At 40.9% G+C, this 21,871-nt stretch carries 18 protein-coding genes and 1 pseudogene; 18 read left to right on the top strand and 1 reads right to left on the bottom strand.

The window, feature by feature from the left end:
- Positions 1–207: 207 nt before the first annotated feature.
- From K4Z77_RS02985 to K4Z77_RS02970, 4 genes are all read left to right on the top strand, one after another.
- Positions 208–1,143: a manganese-dependent inorganic pyrophosphatase gene (locus K4Z77_RS02985; protein ID WP_084929702.1), complete on the top strand. Its 936-nt coding sequence runs from the start codon at positions 208–210 to the stop codon at positions 1,141–1,143.
- An 86-nt stretch (positions 1,144–1,229) separates the two neighbouring features.
- On the top strand, positions 1,230–1,742 hold the full coding sequence (locus tag K4Z77_RS02980; protein ID WP_224218393.1) for a YiiX/YebB-like N1pC/P60 family cysteine hydrolase: 513 nt from the start codon (positions 1,230–1,232) through the stop codon (positions 1,740–1,742).
- On the top strand, positions 1,726–2,376 hold the full coding sequence (locus tag K4Z77_RS02975) for a DUF1803 domain-containing protein (protein WP_224218392.1): 651 nt from the start codon (positions 1,726–1,728) through the stop codon (positions 2,374–2,376). Before K4Z77_RS02980 ends, K4Z77_RS02975 begins: the two co-directional genes overlap by 17 nt.
- Positions 2,377–2,477: 101 nt before the next feature.
- Complete coding sequence (locus tag K4Z77_RS02970; protein WP_000051184.1) at positions 2,478–2,669, top strand: CsbD family protein; 192 nt, start codon at positions 2,478–2,480, stop codon at positions 2,667–2,669.
- A 46-nt stretch (positions 2,670–2,715) separates the two neighbouring features.
- On the opposite strand, the gene K4Z77_RS02965 is transcribed toward K4Z77_RS02970, so the two are convergent.
- Positions 2,716–4,161 (bottom strand): UDP-N-acetylmuramoyl-L-alanyl-D-glutamate--L-lysine ligase, encoded by a 1,446-nt coding sequence (locus tag K4Z77_RS02965; protein WP_224218391.1) that lies wholly within the window; start codon positions 4,159–4,161, stop codon positions 2,716–2,718.
- Positions 4,162–4,266: 105 nt separating this feature from the next.
- Between K4Z77_RS02965 and K4Z77_RS02960 the strand changes: the two genes are divergently transcribed.
- The 14 genes and pseudogenes from K4Z77_RS02960 (at position 4,267) to K4Z77_RS02895 (ending at position 21,840) form a co-directional block, all read left to right on the top strand.
- Positions 4,267–5,889 carry a putative polysaccharide biosynthesis protein gene (locus tag K4Z77_RS02960; RefSeq protein WP_224218390.1) on the top strand — a complete coding sequence of 541 codons (1,623 nt, stop codon included), beginning with the start codon at positions 4,267–4,269 and terminating at the stop codon, positions 5,887–5,889.
- A gap of 204 nt (positions 5,890–6,093) precedes the next feature.
- Positions 6,094–8,052, top strand: coding sequence for a peptide ABC transporter substrate-binding protein (locus K4Z77_RS02955; protein ID WP_224218389.1), 1,959 nt, complete (start codon positions 6,094–6,096; stop codon positions 8,050–8,052).
- A 420-nt stretch (positions 8,053–8,472) separates the two neighbouring features.
- Positions 8,473–8,928 (top strand): annotated as a pseudogene (locus K4Z77_RS02950) (hypothetical protein).
- A 164-nt stretch (positions 8,929–9,092) separates the two neighbouring features.
- Positions 9,093–10,187 carry a cystathionine gamma-synthase gene (locus tag K4Z77_RS02945; RefSeq protein WP_224218387.1) on the top strand — a complete coding sequence of 365 codons (1,095 nt, stop codon included), beginning with the start codon at positions 9,093–9,095 and terminating at the stop codon, positions 10,185–10,187.
- Between the two features lie 7 nt (positions 10,188–10,194).
- On the top strand, positions 10,195–11,361 hold the full coding sequence (locus K4Z77_RS02940; protein ID WP_224218386.1) for a MalY/PatB family protein: 1,167 nt from the start codon (positions 10,195–10,197) through the stop codon (positions 11,359–11,361).
- Between the two features lie 92 nt (positions 11,362–11,453).
- Positions 11,454–14,552, top strand: coding sequence for a pilus expression-regulating Snf2 family helicase (locus K4Z77_RS02935; RefSeq protein ID WP_224218385.1), 3,099 nt, complete (start codon positions 11,454–11,456; stop codon positions 14,550–14,552).
- A 47-nt stretch (positions 14,553–14,599) separates the two neighbouring features.
- Positions 14,600–15,217: a divisome accessory protein ZapJ gene (zapJ, locus tag K4Z77_RS02930; protein ID WP_224218384.1), complete on the top strand. Its 618-nt coding sequence runs from the start codon at positions 14,600–14,602 to the stop codon at positions 15,215–15,217.
- Positions 15,218–15,227: 10 nt separating this feature from the next.
- Positions 15,228–16,562, top strand: a complete 1,335-nt coding sequence (murC, locus tag K4Z77_RS02925) for a UDP-N-acetylmuramate--L-alanine ligase (RefSeq protein ID WP_153192127.1) — start codon at positions 15,228–15,230, stop codon at positions 16,560–16,562.
- Positions 16,563–16,571: 9 nt separating this feature from the next.
- Positions 16,572–17,033: a GNAT family N-acetyltransferase gene (locus tag K4Z77_RS02920; protein ID WP_153192126.1), complete on the top strand. Its 462-nt coding sequence runs from the start codon at positions 16,572–16,574 to the stop codon at positions 17,031–17,033.
- Positions 17,030–17,524 carry a GNAT family N-acetyltransferase gene (locus K4Z77_RS02915; RefSeq protein ID WP_224218383.1) on the top strand — a complete coding sequence of 165 codons (495 nt, stop codon included), beginning with the start codon at positions 17,030–17,032 and terminating at the stop codon, positions 17,522–17,524. The genes K4Z77_RS02920 and K4Z77_RS02915 overlap by 4 nt, the downstream gene beginning before the upstream one ends.
- Positions 17,525–17,604: 80 nt before the next feature.
- A complete protein-coding gene (mltG, locus tag K4Z77_RS02910) occupies positions 17,605–19,347 on the top strand; it encodes an endolytic transglycosylase MltG (RefSeq protein WP_224218382.1) in 1,743 nt (580 codons plus the stop codon).
- A gap of 61 nt (positions 19,348–19,408) precedes the next feature.
- Positions 19,409–19,891 (top strand): transcription elongation factor GreA, encoded by a 483-nt coding sequence (greA, locus tag K4Z77_RS02905; RefSeq protein ID WP_000818750.1) that lies wholly within the window; start codon positions 19,409–19,411, stop codon positions 19,889–19,891.
- 75 nt (positions 19,892–19,966) lie between these two features.
- On the top strand, positions 19,967–21,331 hold the full coding sequence (locus K4Z77_RS02900; RefSeq protein WP_224218381.1) for an amino acid permease: 1,365 nt from the start codon (positions 19,967–19,969) through the stop codon (positions 21,329–21,331).
- A 98-nt stretch (positions 21,332–21,429) separates the two neighbouring features.
- Positions 21,430–21,840 (top strand): GNAT family N-acetyltransferase, encoded by a 411-nt coding sequence (locus K4Z77_RS02895; RefSeq protein ID WP_224218380.1) that lies wholly within the window; start codon positions 21,430–21,432, stop codon positions 21,838–21,840.
- The last annotated feature ends 31 nt before the right edge of the window (positions 21,841–21,871 follow it).

Here is a 21,871-nt window from a genome sequence, read left to right as displayed (position 1 = left end):
ATTTAGAAAGTGCCTCGCGAATCTCATCATGCACTGTTATTCCACCTTATGGAATACTGGTTTCCCCTGTCAAAGAGAACTCAAAACGAGTTAAGTTTTCTTTGACAATTGTATAGAACTACGTTAATCCAAAGTGACTCCTCTTACTTTTGTCAAAAAGCGAAAAAAATGCTACAATAAAGAGAATAAACAAAATGAGGTATTATCATGTCTAAGATTCTAGTATTTGGTCACCAAAATCCAGACTCAGATGCCATCGGGTCATCTGTAGCTTTTGCCTACCTTGCAAAAGAAGCATACGGTTTGGATACGGAAGCTGTTGCTCTTGGAACTCCAAATGAAGAAACAGCCTTTGTCTTGAACTATTTTGGTGTGGAAGCACCGCGTGTTATCACTTCTGCTAAAGCAGAAGGTGCAGAGCAAGTTATCTTGACTGACCACAATGAATTCCAACAATCTGTATCAGATATCGCTGAAGTAGAAGTTTATGGTGTTGTAGACCACCACCGTGTGGCTAACTTTGAGACTGCAAGCCCACTTTACATGCGTTTGGAGCCAGTTGGGTCAGCGTCTTCAATCGTTTACCGTATGTTCAAAGAACATGGTGTAGCTGTTCCTAAAGAGATTGCTGGATTGATGCTTTCAGGTTTGATTTCAGATACTCTTCTTTTGAAATCACCAACAACACACCCAACAGATAAAGTCATTGCTCCAGAATTGGCTGAATTAGCTGGTGTAAACTTGGAAGAATATGGTTTGGCTATGTTGAAAGCTGGTACCAACTTGGCTAGCAAATCTGCTGACGAATTGATTGACATTGATGCTAAGACTTTTGAATTGAACGGAAATAATGTCCGTGTTGCTCAAGTAAACACAGTTGACATCGCTGAAGTGTTGGAACGCCAAGCAGAAATCGAAGCTGCAATGCAAGCTGCCAACACAGCAAACGGCTACTCTGACTTTGTCTTGATGATTACAGATATCGTCAACTCAAACTCAGAAATCCTAGCACTTGGTGCTAATATGGACAAGGTAGAAGCTGCTTTTAACTTCAAACTTGAAAACAACCACGCTTTCCTTGCTGGTGCTGTTTCACGTAAGAAACAAGTGGTACCTCAATTGACTGAAAGCTTTAACGCTTAAGATTTTGGGTGTCAGTTCAAAATTGGAAAGTCTAGTTTGACTTATATCGAAAGGAGTTTCGGCTCCTTTTTTTCTAGGAGTGAAGCATGTTAGCAAATGGCGATTTGATTTTTGTGAGAGATGAGTCTGACATAGGACAGGCGATCCAGACTTCTACAGGTAACTATAGTCATGTTGCTATCTATTTGGATGGGCTGATTTACCATGCTAGTGGAGAATTTGGTGTTATCTGTCAGGAACCAGCAGACTTCTTTGAGTCCAATCACTTGTACGACCTCTATGTTTACCCAGAAATGGATATCCAGTCTGTGAAGGAAAAAGCTTGCAAACATCTAGGAACACCCTATAATGCTTCTTTCTATCCAGATGGAGCTGGTTTTTACTGTTCCCAGTATATGGCAGAAATCCTACCGATTTTTGAGACCATCCCTATGAAATTTGGAGATGGGGAGCAGGAGATTAGTGATTTTTGGAAAGAGTATTACAGAGAACTAGGTCTGCCTGTTCCTTTGAACCAAGCTGGGACCAATCCTAGTCAGTTGGCAGCATCGCCTCTGTTAGAATGTAAAGAAGGGAATCTTCATGATTCAGATTTTTAATCCCTCTCGTTTGACGAGACAGCCGTTTTTTGGAGAATTGATCCGCTATCTGGACCAGAATGATGATGTGATTCTACGGGAAATCAAGGCCCAATTTCCAGATGTAGCAGTTGATAAACTCATGGAAGAGTATATCAAGGCAGGCTTGATTCTACGGGAAAATAAGCGTTACTATCTCAATTTTCCTTTGCTTGAATCACTTGATAGTCTCGAACTGGACCAAGAAATTTTTGTCAGAGAAGCTAGTCAGGTCTATCAAGCCTTATCGGAGCAGAGTTTTGAGACAGAATTACGCAATCAAACCAATGCAGCTGTTTTAGTTGAAAAGACAGACTTTGCGCGTACAAAAATGACCCTGTCTAATTATTTCTATAAGGTCAAACATCAGTATCCTTTGACAGAAAAACAGCAGGAACTTTATGACATTTTGGGAGATGTTAATCCTGAGTATGCCCTCAAATATATGACGACTTTTTTGTTGAAGTTCCTCAAAAAAGATCAGCTCATGCAGAAACGCCGTGATATCTTTGTGGATAGTTTAGTGGTCTTGGGCTATATTGTCCAAAATGAAGAAGGGAAGTATGAGTTGGCCGTCGATTTTGACAAGGAGAGATTAACTTTCTACTTAGCGTGAAATTTTGTTTTTGAGCACATTGTTTGACTTTTCTTAGGATTCAGTATAAACTATATGTAACCGGTAACACATATCGGAATAAAATCAAAGGAGACAATCATATGTCACTTGAAAACAAATTGGAACAAGCAACAGGCGCTATCAAAGAAGGATTTGGTAAAGTTACTGGGGATAGCAAAACTGAAGCAGAAGGCGCTGTAGAAAAGACAGTTGCTAAGGCAAAAGAAGTAGTTGAAGATGCTAAAGGTGCTGTAGAAGGTGCCGTTGAAGGTTTGAAAAACGCTTTTAAATAAAGATAAAAAAATCAAGGGTTTCATTTCCCTTGATTTTTTTACTATCTTATAAATAATGTTCTGCGACGGCTGCATCTCCAGGATAGGCTTCTTTTTTTCCTTGGACGATTTGGTAGCAATCTGCTCCCTTACCAGCAATAATAACTGCATCTAATTCGTGATTTGTGATAGCCATCGCTGCCTTGATAGCTTCTTGGCGATCCGCAATTTTTTCAACAGGATGATTGATATAGCTACTAATTTCATCTGCAATGGTCATTGGGTCTTCATAGTTGGGGTCATCAGCAGTCAGAAAGACTTGAATCTCAGGGTGCTGATTGAGGAGAAGGCCAAAGTCCTTACGACGGCTTTCTCCCTTATTTCCTGTCGAACCCAGAACCAGAGCAATTTTTCCAGTTTGATGAGTTTCAACAACATTGATGAGTTTTTTGAGACTGTCACCATTGTGGGCGTAGTCGATGAAAACCTTGGCTCCATTTTTCTGAGTGAGGACTTCCATACGACCAGGAACTCGGGTTGCAGCGATTCCTTTTTTGATGTCCTCAAGACTAGCTCCGAGACGGAGGCAAGCAAGTCCAGCAGCAACGGCATTTTCTTGGTTAAAGTGGCCAATGAGTTGGATATCATAATCTCCAGCGAGTTTACCCGTAGCTGAAAAACTAAAGGCTTTGGAATTCTCGATTTGGTTGCTCGACTGACTACCGTAGAAATCATGGTCTTGATTTTCGACTTGTTCTTTCAAGACAGAAAAGTGGTCCATGTCACTGTTAATGATGACTGCTCGGCTATTTTTCATCAAGAGACGCTTGTGGTAGAAGTAGTCTTCAAAGCTAGGGTGTTCAATCGGGCCGATATGGTCGGGGCTGATATTGAGGAAAACTCCCACATCAAAGGTTAGACCATAGACACGTTTGACCAGATAGGCCTGACTGGATACTTCCATGATGAGGTGAGTACGGCCATTTTGCACAGCTTGATTCATCATATCAAAGAGGTCAATACTCTCAGGGGTTGTTAATGCAGACTTAAAGAAAGTCTTGCCATCTAGAGTTGTATTCATGGTCGAGAGCATAGCAGGTCGATGCCCTTGAGATAAAATGTTATAGGCGAAGTAGGCTGCTGTTGTTTTACCCTTAGTACCAGTAAAGGCAAGGAGTTTGAGTTTTTTCTGTGGATTGCCATAAAATTCCATAGCTACCAAACTCATGGCTTTCTTGATATCACTGACGATGATAGCAGGAATACCAACCTCATAGTCTTTTTCAGCCACATACCAACCGAGGCCTTGAGAGATGGCGGAAATCAGAAATTCCTTCTTAAAGGCAGCACCTTTAACGAAAAAGAGGCTCTTTTCTTTAGCCTTGCGGCTGTCATAGCAGATGGTGTCAAATATGACATGGCTGTAGTTGTAGTGATAATGTCCTTGGTCGATAATCTCACGGAAGAGATCATCTTTCTTTAAAATATCTAATACGGTTTCAATCTTAATCATACTTTCTATTGTAAACCGAAAGTCGTAAATTTACAAGTAACAAGGAAAAGTTTATAATGGAAGATGAGGAATTTTTCCTAGTGATTAAAATTAAATGAGGAATCTATGTCTAACGAAAACAATCACCAGCAGGCCCAGATGTTGCGGGGGACTGCTTGGCTAACGGCTAGTAACTTTATCAGTCGTCTACTCGGTGCCATTTATATCATCCCTTGGTATATCTGGATGGGGTCTTATGCGGCTACAGCAAATGGTCTCTTTACTATGGGCTACAATATCTATGCCTGGTTCTTGCTGATTTCAACAGCAGGTATTCCAGTTGCGGTGGCCAAGCAAGTGGCTAAGTACAATACCATGCGAGAAGAGGAGCATAGCTTTGCCCTGATTCGGAGCTTTTTAGGCTTTATGATAGGACTAGGTTTGGTTTTTGCTTTAATCTTGTATGTCTTTGCTCCTTGGCTAGCAGATTTGTCGGGTGTAGGCAAAGACTTAATCCCAATCATGCAGAGCTTGGCTTGGGCGGTCTTGATTTTCCCATCGATGAGTGTGATTCGAGGTTTCTTCCAAGGGATGAATAACCTGAAACCTTATGCCATGAGCCAAATCGCTGAGCAGGTCATTCGGGTTATCTGGATGCTTCTAGCAACCTTTATCATTATGAAGCTTGGTTCGGGAGACTATCTAGCAGCAGTCACCCAGTCTACCTTTGCGGCCTTTGTGGGAATGGTAGCTAGCTTTGCTGTCTTGCTTTATTTCCTCTATAAAGAAGGAATGCTTCAAAAAGTTTTTGAAACACGAGATAAGATTGATAGCAAACACCTGTTAATGGATACGATTAAGGAAGCTATTCCTTTTATCTTGACTGGTTCGGCTATTCAGCTTTTCCAAATCTTGGACCAAAATACCTTTATCAATAGCATGAAGTGGTTTAGCAACTATAGTAATGAAGACTTAATTGTCATGTTTTCTTATTTCTCAGCCAATCCTAATAAAATCACTATGATTTTGATTTCTGTTGGAGTTTCAATTGGGAGCGTCGGCTTGCCGCTTTTGACTGAAAACTATGTTAAGGGGGACTTGAAGGCGGCTTCTCGTCTAGTTCAGGACAGCATCACTATGCTTTTCCTATTCTTGCTACCAGCAACGGTTGGAGTGGTCATGGTAGGAGAACCTCTCTATACTGTCTTCTATGGCAAGCCAGATAGTTTGGCCATGGGCTTGTTTGTTTTTGCAGTTTTACAGTCTACTATTTTAGGCTTGTACATGGTCTTGTCTCCAATGCTTCAAGCCATGTTCCGCAACCGCAAGGCAGTTCTCTATTTTATCTATGGTTCCATTGCCAAGCTGGTCTTGCAACTGCCAACCATTGCTCTCTTTCACAGTTACGGGCCTTTGATTTCTACAACAATTGGTCTTATTATTCCTAATGTTTTGATGTATCGGGACATTTGCAAGGTAACTGGTGTTAAGCGCAAGGTGATTTTGAAACGAACCATTTTAATCAGTTTGTTAACTCTTTTCATGTTACTAGTAGTTGGGATATTGCAGTGGATTTTAGGATTTGTCTTCCAACCAAGTGGACGTTTGTGGAGTTTTCTTTATGTAGCCCTTGTCGGTGCCATGGGTGGAGGAGTTTACGGAGTCATGAGTCTTCGTACCCATTTGTTGGATAAGGTGATTGGAAAAGCCCAAGCAGATCGCTTACGAATCAAATTAAAGTTAACTTAAAAAATATTTATAAATAAAAGGGATAATTTGAACATTTCTATCATGAAATGCTTAGATTATTCTCTTTTTTATTAATTTGTAGAATGATAACTAAAGTTTGTAGATGGTAATTTTATTTTTCTTAAATTTTACTTAAAAAACTATTGACTAAATAAAACTCAAGTTGTATAATAAGACAAATATTTAAATCAGGAGGTTCTGGAGATGAAAAAGTCTAAAGCCAAGTATGCAGCACTTGCAGGTGTCGTGTTAAGTGCAGGTATTTTATTAAGCGCGTGTGGAAATTCTAGCACAGGGTCAAAAGCATATAACTATGTTTATACTAGTGATCCATCTAGTTTGAATTACCTAGCAGAAAACCGTGCAACGACCAATGATATTGTGACTAATCTAGTAGATGGTCTCATGGAAAATGACCAATATGGGAACTATATTCCATCCTTGGCAGAGGATTGGAGCGTTTCTCAAGACGGTTTGACTTATACCTACAAACTGCGTAAAGATGCTAAATGGTATACTGCAGATGGAGAAGAATATGCTCCTGTAACTGCTCAAGACTTTGTGACAGGTTTGAAATATGCGGCTGATAAAAAATCCGAAGCCTTGTACTTGGTGCAAGAATCCGTTGCAGGTTTGGATGACTATATCAACGGTAAAACAACAGACTTTTCAACTGTCGGAGTCAAGGCTCTTGATGACCAAACCGTTCAATATACATTGACACGACCAGAATCTTATTGGAACTCAAAAACAACCTCAACCATTCTCTTCCCAGTCAACGCAGATTTCTTGAAATCAAAAGGGGATGATTTTGGGAAGGTAGACCCATCTAGCATTTTGTACAATGGACCTTTCTTGATGAAATCCTTTGTTTCAAAATCAGTTATCGAATTCAAGAAAAATCCTAGTTACTGGGATGCTAAAAATGTTTTTGTAGATGATGTGAAATTGGCCTATTATGATGGTAGTGACCAGGATGCACTGGCTCGTAACTTCGTGGAGGGGGCTTATAGCTATGCTCGTCTCTATCCAAACAGTTCAAGCTTTGAAGGAATTAAAGAGAAGAATAAGGACAATATCATCTATAGCATGCAAGATGCTACTTCTTACTTCTTAAACTTTAACCTAGATAGAAAATCTTATAAATTCACTTCCAAGACAAGTGATGCTGAGAAGAAATCGACTCAAGAAGCGGTTCTTAACAAAAACTTCCGCCAAGCCATTAATTTTGCCTATGACCGTACAGCCTACGGGGCTCAATCTCAGGGAGAAGATGGTGCAACTAAGATTTTGCGTAACTTGGTTGTTCCTCCAAACTTCGTAAGTATCAACGGAAAAGACTTTGGTGAAGTAGTAGCCTCTAAGATGGTGAATTATGGTAAAGAATGGCAAGGAATCAACTTTGCGGATGCCCAAGATCCATACTACAATGCTGAAAAAGCCAAGGCTAAATTTGCAGAGGCTAAGAAAGAACTCCAAGCTAAAGGAGTTCAATTCCCTATCCACTTAGATAAAACTGTAGATTTGACAAATAAGGCAGAAATTCAAGGAATCAATTCCATGAAGCAATCAATAGAATCTGTCTTAGGTGCAGAAAATGTTGTCATTGATGTTCACCAACTTTCTACAGAAGACTATGAGAGTTCAGGTTATCTTGCTCAGACTGCAGCTCAGAAGGATTATGATCTTTACAACGGTGGTTGGAGTCCAGACTATCAAGATCCATCAACCTATCTTGACGTCTTTAACGTTAATTCTGGTGGTTTGATGCAAAATCTAGGTATAGAGCCAGGTGAAGCCAATGACAAGGCCAAGGCTGTTGGATTGGATGTCTACACTCAAATGTTGGAAGAAGCTAATAAGGAGCAAGAGCCGGCTAAACGTTATGAAAAATATGCGGATGCCCAAGCTTGGTTGGTAGATAGCTCTCTAGCAATTCCAAATGTTTCACTTGGTGGAACACCAACATTGAGAAAACTAGTTCCTTTCTCATCACCATATTCATTGGCTGGTAATAAAGGGGTTGAATCATATAAATACCTCAAAGTACAAGATAAAACAGTCACAAAAGATGAATATGAAAAAGCCAAAGAAAAATGGCTGAAAGAAAAAGAAGAATCCAATAAAAAAGCCCAAGAAGAATTGGCAAAACATGTCAAATAAGGATTTTTCAAGAAAAACGATGGTTTCGAAGGAAACTGTCGTTTTTTAATAGAATGATAGCGAAGTTGGAAGAAAAGTGCATATACTCAATGAAAATCAAAGAGCAAACTAGGAAGCTAGCTGCAGGCTGTACTTGAGTACGGCAAGGCGAAGCTGACGTGGTTTGAATTTGATTTTCGAAGAGTATTACATTTTTTAGATTGTTTATTAGATGTATGTTATAATGAATATAACAAAAACGTGAGAAGCTATTTTTTAAATCCTCTTCCAGTGTTAACTGAAGTATGCACATGCTAGGACGATTTTATAGGAGGGGTGCCGTCTACTGTAAAAGTAAGATAAAATGCAACAAATGATAAGTTCTTCTTTAAGTGAAGAATTCTTAACTGCCTATTTACTAATCGTTATGGAGGTAAGATTATGGGCGCTATTATGGAGTTTGCAACAGAAAAACAGATTGCATCATTTCTTTCAAGTTGTCACGTTGAAGGACAAAAGAATTTTCTGATGGCTTTCAAGAAAAAGACATTGTTGAAATCCTTTATTGATTTTTTCATTATAGGAGGTAGTTACTATGTTCAGTCGAGTGTGAAGCCTAAGATTCTGGTATTCACACCAAAGGGAATCTACTTGATGGACATCAGTGATATAACTGAAAATCGCTCTAAACAAGTCCTTGAGATGCCTTGGAATCAAGTCAAAGATTTTACTTATAAGACAGTCTTGAATACAGTTAGGCTGAATTGAAACTATCAAAATGAAGTCTATATTTTTTCCGTGGATGTCGGTCAGGTTAGTCAGCATGTCGGTCAGTATCAATTCAACAAAGACCATTATGACTATTTAGTCCAACAGGATTTCTTTCGTTCACAGTAAAACCTAGTAATCATTTTCACAAAAGAATCTGGAAGCTTTTCTGGATTCTTTTTAGCTTTACTCGATAAGTCTATAGTTTGAAACTATAACTAGCTCTTGAAAAGAAGAAAATGAGTTGATGAAAATAAGTGGTACAATAGTTACTATAGATTTGGAGGTATTGTATGAGCAAAGAATTACACATCAACACAATTTTGGCCCAGGCGGGTATCAAATCAGATGAAGCGACAGGTGCATTGGTGACACCGATTCATTTTTCAACGACTTATCAGCATCCAGAGTTTGGTAAATCTACTGGATTTGACTATACGCGCACCAAAAACCCAACTCGTAGTAAGGCGGAAGAAGTCTTGGCGGCTATTGAGTCAGCAGACTATGCCCTAGCTACTAGCTCAGGAATGTCAGCAATTGTACTGGCCTTTAGCGTTTTTCCAGTAGGAAGTAAGGTCTTGGCTGTCCGTGACCTTTACGGTGGTTCTTTCCGCTGGTTTAATCAAGTGGAACAGGAAGACCGTTTCCATTTTACCTATGCCAATACAGAAGAAGAGTTGATTGCCGAGTTGGAGAAGGACGTGGATGTTCTCTATATTGAAACACCAACCAATCCTTTGATGTTGGAATTTGATATCGAAAAACTAGCAAAATTAGCTCATGCTAAGGGTGCCAAAGTGGTGGTGGACAATACCTTCTACAGCCCTATCTACCAACGTCCGATTGAAGATGGAGCAGATATCGTTCTTCATTCAGCAACCAAATATCTAGCAGGCCACAATGATGTCTTGGCTGGTGTGGTTGTGACCAATAGTTTGGAACTATACGAGAAGCTTTTCTACAATCTCAATACGACAGGGGCAGTCTTGTCTCCATTTGACAGTTATCAATTGATTCGTGGTCTCAAGACCTTGTCTCTTCGTATGGAGCGCTCAACAACCAATGCCCAAGAAGTGGTTGCCTTTTTGAAGGATTCTCCAGCAGTTAAGGAAGTTCTCTACACTGGTCGTGGGGGCATGATTTCCTTTAAAGTAGCCGATGAAACACGCATTCCTCACATTTTGAACAGTCTTAAGGTCTTCTCTTTTGCCGAAAGTTTGGGTGGGGTAGAAAGTCTCATTACTTATCCAACGACGCAAACTCATGCTGATATTCCAGCAGAAGTGCGCCATTCTTATGGTTTGACAGATGACCTCTTGCGTTTGTCTATTGGGATTGAGGATGCTAGAGATTTGATTGCAGATTTGCGCCAAGCCTTAGAAGGATAAGACAAAGATGGGAAAATATGATTTTACAAGCCTGCCCAATCGTTTAGGGCACCATACCTATAAATGGAAAGAAGCAGAAACGGATAGTGAAGTCCTACCAGCTTGGATAGCGGATATGGACTTTGTAGTCTTGCCTGAAATCCGCCAAGCTGTGCAAACTTACGCTGATCAACTGGTTTATGGTTATACCTATGCCAGTGAAGAGTTAATTAAGGAAGTTCAAAAGTGGGAAGCCACACAACACGGTTACCACTTTGACAAAGAGGCTCTTGTCTTTATCGAGGGCGTGGTACCAGCCATCTCGACAGCTATTCAAGCCTTTACAAAAGAAGGCGAAGCGGTTTTGATTAACACACCTGTCTATCCACCCTTTGCTCGCAGTGTCAAGTTGAACAACCGTAGATTGATTACCAATTCTTTGGTGGAAAAGGATGGTCTGTTTGAGATTGACTTTGATCAACTGGAGAAGGATTTGGTGGAAGAGGAGGTCAAACTCTATATTCTCTGCAATCCTCACAATCCTGGTGGACGTGTTTGGGAAAAAGAAGTGTTGGAGAAGATTGGCCAACTCTGCCAAAAACACGGTGTTTTCTTGGTTTCAGATGAGATTCACCAAGATTTGGCCCTCTTTGGTCACAAGCACCATTCCTTCAATACCATCAATCCTGACTTTAAAGAATTTGCTATCGTCTTGACCAGTGCTACTAAAACCTTTAATATTGCTGGGACAAAAAATTCCTATGCAGTTATTGAAAATCCTAAGTTGAGACTGGCTTTCCAGAAACGCCAGTTGACCAATAATCAGCATGAAATTTCAGGCTTGGGCTATTTGGCGACAGAAGCTGCTTATCGCTATGGGAAGGGTTGGCTAGAGGAACTCAAGCAAGTCTTTGAAGACCACATCAATTACGTGGTGGATTTATTTGGAAAAGAGACTAAAATCAAGGTTATGAAACCGCAAGGAACCTACTTGATTTGGCTTGATTTTTCAGCCTATGACCTGACTGATGAAACATTGCAAGAGCTGTTGAGAAATGAAGCTAAGGTTATCCTCAACCGTGGTTTGGATTTTGGGGAGGAAGGAAGTCTCCATGCCCGTCTCAATGTAGCCATGCCTAAATCCCTGCTGCAAGAAGTTTGTCAGCGGATTGTGACGACTTTTGCCAAACGTTAAAAATCCAGCCTTCTAGGAGAAAAGTATCTCTAGAAGGCTATTTTCATAGGGGAAAATATGGTATAATAAAAAGATAAGGTAAAGGTAAAAATATGGCTAAATTGATTCCGGGGAAAGTCCGTATCGAAGGCGTTGCCCTTTATGAAACTGGTAAGGTTGACATTATCAAGGAAAAGAACAATCGGCTCTACGCTCGCGTTGCAGAAGAAGAACTGCGCTATAGTTTAGAGGATGATTTGGTTTTTTGTGCCTGTGAATTTTTCCAAAAGAGGGGCTACTGTGTGCATTTAGCAGCGCTGGAGCATTTTCTGAAAAATGATGAGCGTGGCCAAGAAATCTTGCAGGGTCTGGAAGAAGGTCATGAAGAAAAAGAAGCCGTTGAAACCAAGGTGACCTTGGGTGGCAAATTTTTGGACCGAATCTTGTCTCCAAAATTAGAACGTGCCTATGAATTATCGGCTGTGGGGCAAGTGGAAGCAGGAACCAATCATATCTTGTGGACCCTGAGAATCGGCCAAATCAATAGCCAAAAATACTACGTCATTCGGGATATTCCACTCTTTTTAAGAATTGTCGAGCAGAGAAAGTCTTATATGATTGGCAAGATTTATGAGGAGTCTCTTTCTTGGGAAGCCTTTGATGAGGCCAGTCAAGAACTTCTGACTTTCTTGCGAGGACTGATGGAGGAAGGACAGGCTCCAGACCTCTTTTTCCAAAACCAAGGTCGGCACCTCTTTTTCCCTCTGACCTTTTTTGAGCAGGGTGTGAATTTACTGATGACCTTGCCGCATTTTCAATTTGACCATCAAGTGGATAGCTACCAGACTCTACTTTTTCAGGATATGCATGCTGATGCCAATCTATTTGCCTTTACAGTAACAGAATACTCGGATTATTTTGAAATGGAAATCAGTGAGAGTCCTAGGGTCAATGTCTTTTATCAGGGAGCTGTGCTATTCCATAAAGGACAGGTTTATTTTCTAACAGACCAGCAGATGCGTCTTCTCAAGGAAATCAAAGCGCTATCTGTGGATCAACATGGAAAGAAATATCTGCAATTTGATAGCAGTGACCGCGATAAATTGGCTTCTTGTTTAACTTTTTTTAGTCAGATGGGCACTATTTCAGCTCCAGAACGCTTACAAATCAAAACTTTTGCTCCCTATTTTTACTTTGACAGGGAAGAGGATAACCGGATTCGTCTAGAAATTCAGTTTGATTATGGAGACAACCAGGTCTCTAGCCGACAAGAGCTGGAAGAATTGCCATTTTCGAGTGATGCTAACTTAGAAGAAAAAATTTTCCAAGTTTGTCTGGCTGCGGGCTTTGAAGCAGATTTTCAATCTTGGCGTCAGGCCTTAAAAGCGGAGTCTGTCTATCATTTCTTCCATGAAATCATTCCAATATTTGAAAAACTCGGGCATGTTGACCTATCAGACAAGCTAGAAGAACTTTATAGCCTAGCGAGTCCTCAAGTGCAGATTGCTTCTAAGGGAGGTCTCTTGGAAATCCAGTTTGATTTTCAAGATATTGCCCAAGAGGAAATTGACCAAGCCATGCAGGCCTTGGTTGCCAACCAAGATTTTTACATTGATTCGTCCAATCAAGTCTACTTTTTCGATGACGAAACCAAGAAAATTCGCCAAAATCTACAGGAACTAGGACAGTTTGAATTAAAAGATGGGACCTTGCAGGCTCGAAAATCCTTGGCCTATAGTTTAGCCCATCTCTTTGAAGGACGTGACCGTGTTTCTTTTTCACAGGAATTCCAGAATCTGGCTCACGATTTGACGCATCCAGAGGACTTTCCTCGACAAACAACTCAAGTTCAGGCTGACTTGCGAGATTATCAGGAAAAGGGAATCGGCTGGCTGCAAATGCTCCATCATTATGGTTTTGGTGGAATTTTGGCTGATGATGTGGGATTGGGTAAAACCCTGCAGACCATTGCTTTTTTGACCAGTCAAGTGACAAAAGAAAGTCGGGTCTTGATTTTAGCTCCGTCAGGTTTAATCTATAACTGGGCAGATGAGTTTCAGAAATTTGCCCCACAGTTGGATGTAGCTGTTGTTCATGGTTTGAAAGCTAGTCGTGAAGAGATTCTTGCTGAGAGCCATCAAATCTATGTGACGAGCTATGCTATCTTCCGTCAGGACAGTGAGCTTTATCAGGGGATGGCCTTTGACTTCCTTTTCTTAGATGAAGCTCAGGTTATGAAAAATGCCCAGACCAAGATTGCCCAGACCTTGAGACAATTTGTGGTGCCGTCAGTCTTTGCCTTGTCAGGGACTCCTATTGAAAATCATCTGGGTGAGTTGTGGTCTATTTTTCAAATCGTCATGCCAGGACTTTTGCCAAGCAAGAAAGAATTTATGAAATTACCAGCAGAGCGAGTGGCTCAGTTTATCAAGCCTTTTGTTATGAGGCGCAAGAAAGAAGAAGTGCTGACTGAATTACCAGACTTAATCGAAGTGGTTTATAAGAATGAACTGGAAGACCAGCAAAAGGCTATCTACCTAGCCCAGTTGCAACAGATGCGAGACCGTCTAGCTAAAGTTTCAGATCAGGAATTTCAGCGAAGTCGTGTGGAAATCTTGTCTGGTCTGATGCGCTTGCGCCAAATCTGTGACACTCCTGCCCTCTTTATGGAAGATTATCAGGGAGCCAGTGGCAAACTGGATAGTCTCCGAGACCTGCTGCTACAGGTGGCAGACGGTGGACATCGTGTCTTGATTTTCTCGCAGTTCAAGGGAATGTTGGAGAAAATTGAACAAGAATTGCCAGACTTGGGCTTGACTTCCTTTAAAATTACGGGTTCAACCCCAGCCAAGGAAAGACAAGACATGACCAAGGCCTTTAACCAAGGGGAAAGAGATGCCTTTCTGATTTCCCTCAAGGCTGGTGGTGTCGGTCTGAACCTGACAGGTGCTGATACCGTTATCTTGGTTGACCTTTGGTGGAATCCAGCGGTGGAAGCGCAAGCCATTGGCCGTGCCCATCGGATGGGTCAGGAAGAAACGGTTGAGGTCTATCGCTTGGTAACCAAGGGAACCATTGAAGAAAAAATCCAGGAACTCCAAGAACAGAAGAAACATCTGGTGTCACAAGTATTGGATGGCACAGAGTCACGTGGCAGTCTGACCCTAGCAGAAATTAGAGAAATTTTGGGAATTTCTGAAGCCAGCACTTGAAAAATCAAGACAATACGCTATAATGAAGTGTTGAAAGGAAATAGAAAATGAAACAAGAACGATTTCCATTGGTGTCAGATGACGAGGTCATGCTGACTGAAATGCCAGTCATGAACTTGTACGATGAGTCTGATCTGATCAGTAATATCAAGGGTGAGTATCGAGATAAAAATTATTTAGAATGGGCTCCTATTACTGAAGAGGCGCCAGTAAAACCGATTGAAAAGCAAGTCGAGAAACCTAAAAAAGCTCCTTTAGGGGTTAAAAAAGAAGGAAAGAGCTATGCGGAGGTGGCGCGTGAAGAAGCGCGTGCAGACTTGAAAAAGAAACGCTCTGCTAACTACCTAACTCAGGATTTCAGCCGTGCGAGACGTCATTCTGAATCAGGCCTTCTTAGACAGGGCAACCAACCGACAGCTCCTTTCCAAAAGGAAAATCCTGGTGAATTTGTCAAATATAGCCAAAAATTGACCCAGTCTCATTATATCTTGGCGGAAGAAGTTCATTCTATCCCTACCAAGAATGAAGAAGTGTCAGCACCTGCTCCAAAGAAAAACAACTATGATTTTCTAAAGAAGAGCCAAATCTACAATAAAAAAAGTAAACAAACAGAACAAGAACGTCGGGTTGCCCAAGAGTTAAATCTGACCAGAATTACAGAATAGGGGAGAAAACATGCCAAAGACATATCATTTTATCGGAATTAAGGGATCAGGGATGAGTGCCTTGGCCTTGATGTTGCACCAAATGGGGCACAAGGTTCAGGGATCAGATGTTGAAAAGTACTACTTTACCCAACGGGGTCTTGAGCAGGCAGGAATTACTATTCTTCCTTTTGATGAAAAGAACCTAGACGGTGATATGGAAATTATCGCTGGAAATGCCTTTCGTCCAGATAACAATGTCGAAATTGCCTATGCAGACCAAAATGGTATCAGCTACAAACGTTACCATGAATTTCTAGGTAGCTTTATGCGTGACTTTGTTAGCATGGGAGTAGCTGGAGCGCATGGAAAAACTTCAACGACAGGTATGTTGTCTCATGTCTTGTCTCACATCACAGACACTAGCTTTTTGATTGGGGATGGGACAGGTCGTGGTTCGGCCAATGCCAAATATTTTGTCTTTGAATCTGACGAATATGAACGCCACTTTATGCCTTACCACCCAGAATACTCTATTATCACCAACATTGATTTTGACCATCCAGACTATTTCACAAGTCTCGAGGATGTTTTCAATGCCTTTAACGACTATGCCAAACAAATTACCAAGGGTCTTTTTGTCTATGGTGAAGATGCAGAATTGCGTAAAATTACGTCTGATGCACCAATTTATTATTATGGTTTTGAAGCTGAAGGCAATGACTTTGTAGCTAGCGATCTTCTTCGTTCAACAACTGGTTCAACCTTCACAGTTCACTTCCGTGGACAAGAATTGGGTCAATTCCACATTCCAACCTTTGGTCGTCACAATATCATGAATGCGACAGCCGTTATCGGATTGCTTTACACAGCAGGATTTGATTTGAACTTGGTGCGTGAACACTTGAAAACATTTGCCGGTGTTAAGCGTCGTTTCACTGAGAAAATTGTCAATGACACAGTGATTATCGATGACTTTGCTCATCATCCCACAGAAATTATTGCGACCTTGGATGCGGCTCGTCAGAAATACCCAAGCAAGGAAATTGTAGCAGTCTTCCAACCGCATACCTTTACAAGAACCATTGCCTTGTTGGATGAATTTGCTCACGCTTTGAACCAAGCGGATGCTGTTTACCTAGCGCAAATTTATGGGTCAGCTCGTGAAGTAGATCATGGTGATGTTAAGGTAGAAGACCTAGCCCAAAAAATCAACAAAAAACACCAAGTGATTACTGTTGAAAATGTTTCTCCACTCCTAGACCATGACAATGCTGTCTATGTCTTTATGGGAGCAGGAGATATCCAAACCTATGAATACTCATTTGAGCGTCTCTTGTCTAACTTGACAAGCAATGTTCAATAGGATGTTCCCATGGAAATTCCAATTAAAATCATTCAGGCAAGTAAGTCTGATTTGGCTGAGATAGAGGAACTTCAGGCTTCATCTTTTCCAGCTGAAAAGCAGCTGACTTTCCATATTTTAGAAGAAAGTATCCGTAAGTGTGCGGATACCTTTCTTCTAGCTAGGGATGAAAATCAACTGTTAGGCTATATTCTATCAAGTCCCCAGTCAGACAATCCGCAATGTCTAAAAGTACATTCTTTAGTCATTGAGGCTGACCATCAGAGACAGGGCTTGGGAACACTTCTTCTTGCAGCCTTGAAAGAGGTGGCAGTTGAGCTGGATTACAAGGGGATTCGTTTGGAGAGTCCTGATGAGCTGCTTTCCTATTTTGAAATGAACGGTTTTATTGATGAAGAAACCTCCCTTTATGTAACTAGCCAGGGCTATAGTATGATTTGGTTTAATCCCTTTTATCTGGAGGTACAATGAAAATCAGACAAGCAAAATTAGAAGATTTGGATCGTATCGTTGAGATTGAACTAGAGAATTTCTCGGTTGAAGAAGCCATTCCTCACTCTGTTTTTGAGGCACATTTGCGAGAAATTCAGACCTCGTTTCTGGTTGCAGAAAAAGAAGGCAGAATCATGGGGTATATAGAAGGGCCAGTTGGACCACACCGCCATCTGCAAGATCAGTCTTTTACAGAAGAGATAGAAGATTATAGTTATGAGTCTGGTGGCTATATCTCTGTGACCTGTCTTTCTATTGCCAAGGAGGCACAGGGGATAGGACTGGGTAAGAAATTGCTGACAGCCCTGAAAGAAGTTGCTCTTGAGGATAAGAGAGAAGGCATTAACCTAACCTGTCATGACTATCTCATCGCCTACTATGAAAAACACGGATTTGTCAACGAAGGCTTGTCCCAGTCAACCTTTGCAGGGGAAACTTGGTATGATATGGTCTGGCAAGCTAAAAAATAGGCAAGACAAGGCATCATAGGTTGCTTTTCCTAGACTTTTAAGATATAATATTATGGATTGTCAACGAGGAGGAAAAACTTTTGAGTGAAAAGTCAAGAGAAGAAGAAAAATTAAGCTTTAAAGAGCAGATTTTACGAGATTTAGAACGAGTTAAAAAACATGAAGAAGATCAGGAGGAAGTTGATTTAGCTTCAATAAAACCCCAATTTTCTTCTAAAAATGACCAGTCGATAGAAGAGCTAATGGAAGATTCTCTGTCAGCTGTAGAGGAGATTATGAGAAAAGCTCCTACCGTGCCTACTCACCCAAGTCAAGATGTACCAGCTTCTCCAGCAGATGAGATTCAAAGAGAAACTCCTGGTGTTCCAAGTCATCCAAGTCAAGATGTGCCTTCTTCTCCCGCAGAAGAGGCTGTAAGACAAGCTCCACTTGCTCCTAGTCATCCGAGTCAAGAAGGACCTTCTACTCCATCAGCGGAGGGAGTATCAAGACCAACTCCAGGACCTGTTAGTCCTAGAAAAGTAGAAAAGGAATTTAATGAAATCCCAACGAGGGTAGCTGTTTCTTATAAGACAGAAGCTCAGAGAGAGGTAAAAAGAGAAGTTCCTACTTCAAAACCAGTAGAGGAAAAGAAAGTTGTAGAAGAAATGCCTGCAACTCCACGTCGTAGCCGTCGTGAGACGGTTAAGTCACCCAAGAAGAAAAAATCAGGATTTAAGGCCTTCTTCATTTCTCTACTCATTTTCCTAGGTTTGATTTCAGCAGGTGCTTACTTCGGTTATCAGTATGTTCAGTCATCTTTACAGCCTGTGGATGCTTCATCTAAACAATATGTGACAGTGCAAATCCCAGAAGGAGCTAATGTTCAAACAATTGGTTCAACTCTTGAAAAGTCTGGTTTGATTAAACACGGAGTGATTTTTGCTTTTTATGCGAAATATAAAAATTATTCAGATTTGAAGTCTGGCTATTACAATTTGCAAAAGAGTATGAGTACAGAAGATATCATCCATGAATTGCAAAAAGGTGGAACAGCTGAAGCTCAAGAACCTGCGCTTGCGAATTTAACAATTCCAGAAGGTTATACGATTGATCAAATTGCACAAGCGGTAGGTCAATTGCAAGGTGACTTCAAAGAGCCTTTGACAGCGGAAGCTTTCTTAGCTAAAGTGCAAGATGACAACTTTATTAGTCAAGAAGTTGCCAAATATCCTAGTCTACTTGAAAGCTTACCTACAAAGGAAAGTGGCGTTCGTTATCGTTTAGAAGGTTTCCTCTTCCCAGCTACTTACTCTATCAAGGAAAGCACAACTGTTGAAAGCTTGATTGATGAGATGTTGGCAGCTATGGACAAGACTTTAGTACCTCATTACAGTACTATTAAGTCTAAGAATTTGACGGTCAATGAATTGCTGACTATTGCTTCACTGGTCGAAAAAGAAGGTGCTAAGACGGAAGACCGTAAGTTGATTGCAGGTGTATTCTACAATCGCTTGAATCTTGGTATGCCACTTCAAAGCAATATTGCCATCTTGTATGCCCAAGGAAAACTTGGTCAGAAGATTAGTCTTGCTGATGATGCTGGAATTGATACGACAATTAATTCACCGTATAATGTTTATACGAAAGCTGGTTTGATGCCAGGTCCAGTAGATAGTCCAAGCTTGGATGCCATCGAGGCAAGTATTAATCAGACTAAGAGTGATAACTTATACTTTGTAGCTAATGTTACAGATGGTAAGGTCTATTATGCTGCTACTCAGGAGGAGCATGATCGTAATGTCGCTGAACATGTCAACAGCAAATTAAACCAAACAAACTAAAATTATGTGATGCTTCACATAATTTTAGTTAGAAAATATCATCAGAAGAAAGTTGAGAAAAATGGCAGAAAAAACATATCCTATGACCCTTGCGGAAAAGGAAAAACTTGAAAAAGAATTAGAAGAATTGAAATTGGTTCGCCGTCCAGAAGTGGTAGAACGTATTAAGATTGCTCGTTCATACGGTGACCTTTCAGAAAACAGTGAATACGAAGCAGCTAAGGATGAACAAGCCTTTGTTGAAGGACAAATCTCTAGCTTGGAAACAAAAATCCGTTATGCTGAAATTGTCAATAGTGACTCAGTTGCCCAAGACGAAGTAGCGATTGGTAAAACAGTCACTATCCAAGAAATTGGTGAGGATGAAGAAGAAGTTTATATTATCGTAGGTTCAGCTGGTGCGGATGCCTTTGCAGGTAAGGTTTCAAATGAAAGCCCAATTGGACAAGCTTTGATTGGTAAGAAAACAGGTGACACAGCAACTATTGAAACACCTGTTGGTAGTTATGATGTAAAAATCTTGAAAGTTGAAAAAACAGCCTAAAAACAGAAAAAAGGAGTGGGGAGGCAATGCGCTTCACTCACTCCTTTTTCCATTTTAAATTGAATTGGAGACGATATGAGTTCAAAGAAGAAAAAAAATAAGATGGAGCGTGGTCTGACCAATCGTCACGTGCAGGTTATGGCCATTGCGGGAACAATCGGAACAGGACTCTTTTTGGGAGCAGGTCGCTCTATTAGCCTAACAGGTCCTTCCATTGTACTGATTTATATGATTACTGGGGCTTTTATGTTCCTCATGATGCGTGCGGTTGGGGAAATGCTCTACCAAGACCCTGAGCAACATACCTTTATCAACTTTATCACGCGCCATTTGGGTAAGGGCTGGGGCTATTTCTCAGTCTGGTCTTACTGGTTATCTGTTGTCTTTATCGGTATGGCAGAAATCACAGCTATCTCTCACTATGTTCAGTTCTGGTTCCCTAGCTGGCCAAGTTGGATGATTGAGATTGGATTTTTGACCATTCTAGCCTTGGTCAATTTGATTGCGGTGAAGCTCTTTGGGGAAGTTGAGTTTTGGTTTGCTATGGTCAAGATTGTGGCTATTTTAGCCATGATTGCAACAGGAGCCTTTATGGTCTTGACAGGCTTTAAAACACCTCATGGAGTAGCAAGTTTAGCTAATATTGCCGACAATTTCTCCCTCTTCCCTAACGGTGGAGTGAACTTTGTCATGGCCTTCCAGATGGTGTTCTTTGCTTACCTCATGATTGAGTTTATCGGGGTAACAACTTCTGAAACCAAAAATCCACGTCAGGTCTTGCCAAAAGCTGTTAAGGAAATTCCTTTGCGTATCGCATTTTTCTATGGAGGTGCCCTCTTAGCCATCATGGCTATCATTCCATGGCGTGAACTTGCATCGGCTGATTCTCCCTTTGTTACAGTATTTGAGTTAGCCGGTATCAAGTGGGCGGCAGCCTTGATTAACTTCGTCGTTTTGACATCAGCGGCATCTGCTCTTAACTCAACTCTCTACTCAACAGGTCGTCATTTGTATCAGATTGCCCATGATTCGCCAAATCCATTCTTAAAAGCTATCAAGGCAGATACTCTTTCTCGCCATAATGTGCCACAAAATGCCATCATCGCTTCAGCGGTTTTGATTGCCCTAGCAGCCTTTATCAATATCTTGCCAGGTGTTTCGGATGCCTTTGCCTTGATTACGGCATCATCATCAGGTGTCTATATTGCCATTTATATCTTGATTATGGTGGCTCACCTCAAATACCGCAAGTCACCAGACTTTATGGCAGATGGCTATCTCATGCCCCATTATCGTTTCCTAAATCCTTTAACCATGCTCTTCTTTGCCTTTGTCTTTGTAACCCTCTTTTTACAAGAGTCTACATTTGTAGGAGCAATTGGATCAGCTATCTGGATTATCGGTTTTGGGATTTACAGCCAGTGGAAATTTAGAAAATAGATTAAGGACTCATCAACTCAGGTTGGTGAGTTTTCTAGTTTGACAGTCTATTGAAATAGGACTATAATCAAGCTGTAACAATGTTTGAGGAGGTTTAGATGTACTTTAAATTGGAAAATGAGGATTCCCAGAAGGCGCAAGAAATTGGGAATCTGATTCGTGCTTATAATCGTTCCAAAAGAGAAGAGGCTGAAAGTGAGCCACTTAATCTTTATGTCGAAGATGAAAAGGGCAATCTCCTGGCAGGTTTGATAGCAGAGACTTTTGGAAATTGGCTAGAAATCGAGTATTTATTTGTAAAAGAGGAACTGAGAGGGCAAGGAATCGGTTCAAAACTATTGCAGCAAGCAGAAACTGAAGCTAAGAATCGAAATTGTCGTTTTGCTTTTGTCAATACTTACCAGTTTCAGGCTCCAGATTTTTATAAAAGCCATGGCTACAAGGAAGTCTTTACCTTACAAGACTATCCCTACATTGGTCAAAGATATTATTATCAAAAGGATTTGTAAGGAGAATAAAGCAAAGAGGGGGGCATGACAT

Source organism: Streptococcus mitis subsp. hohhotensis (assembly GCF_020089495.2).
GTDB classification, from domain to species: domain Bacteria; phylum Bacillota; class Bacilli; order Lactobacillales; family Streptococcaceae; genus Streptococcus; species Streptococcus hohhotensis.
This window is presented reverse-complemented; position numbering and strand designations above follow the sequence as displayed.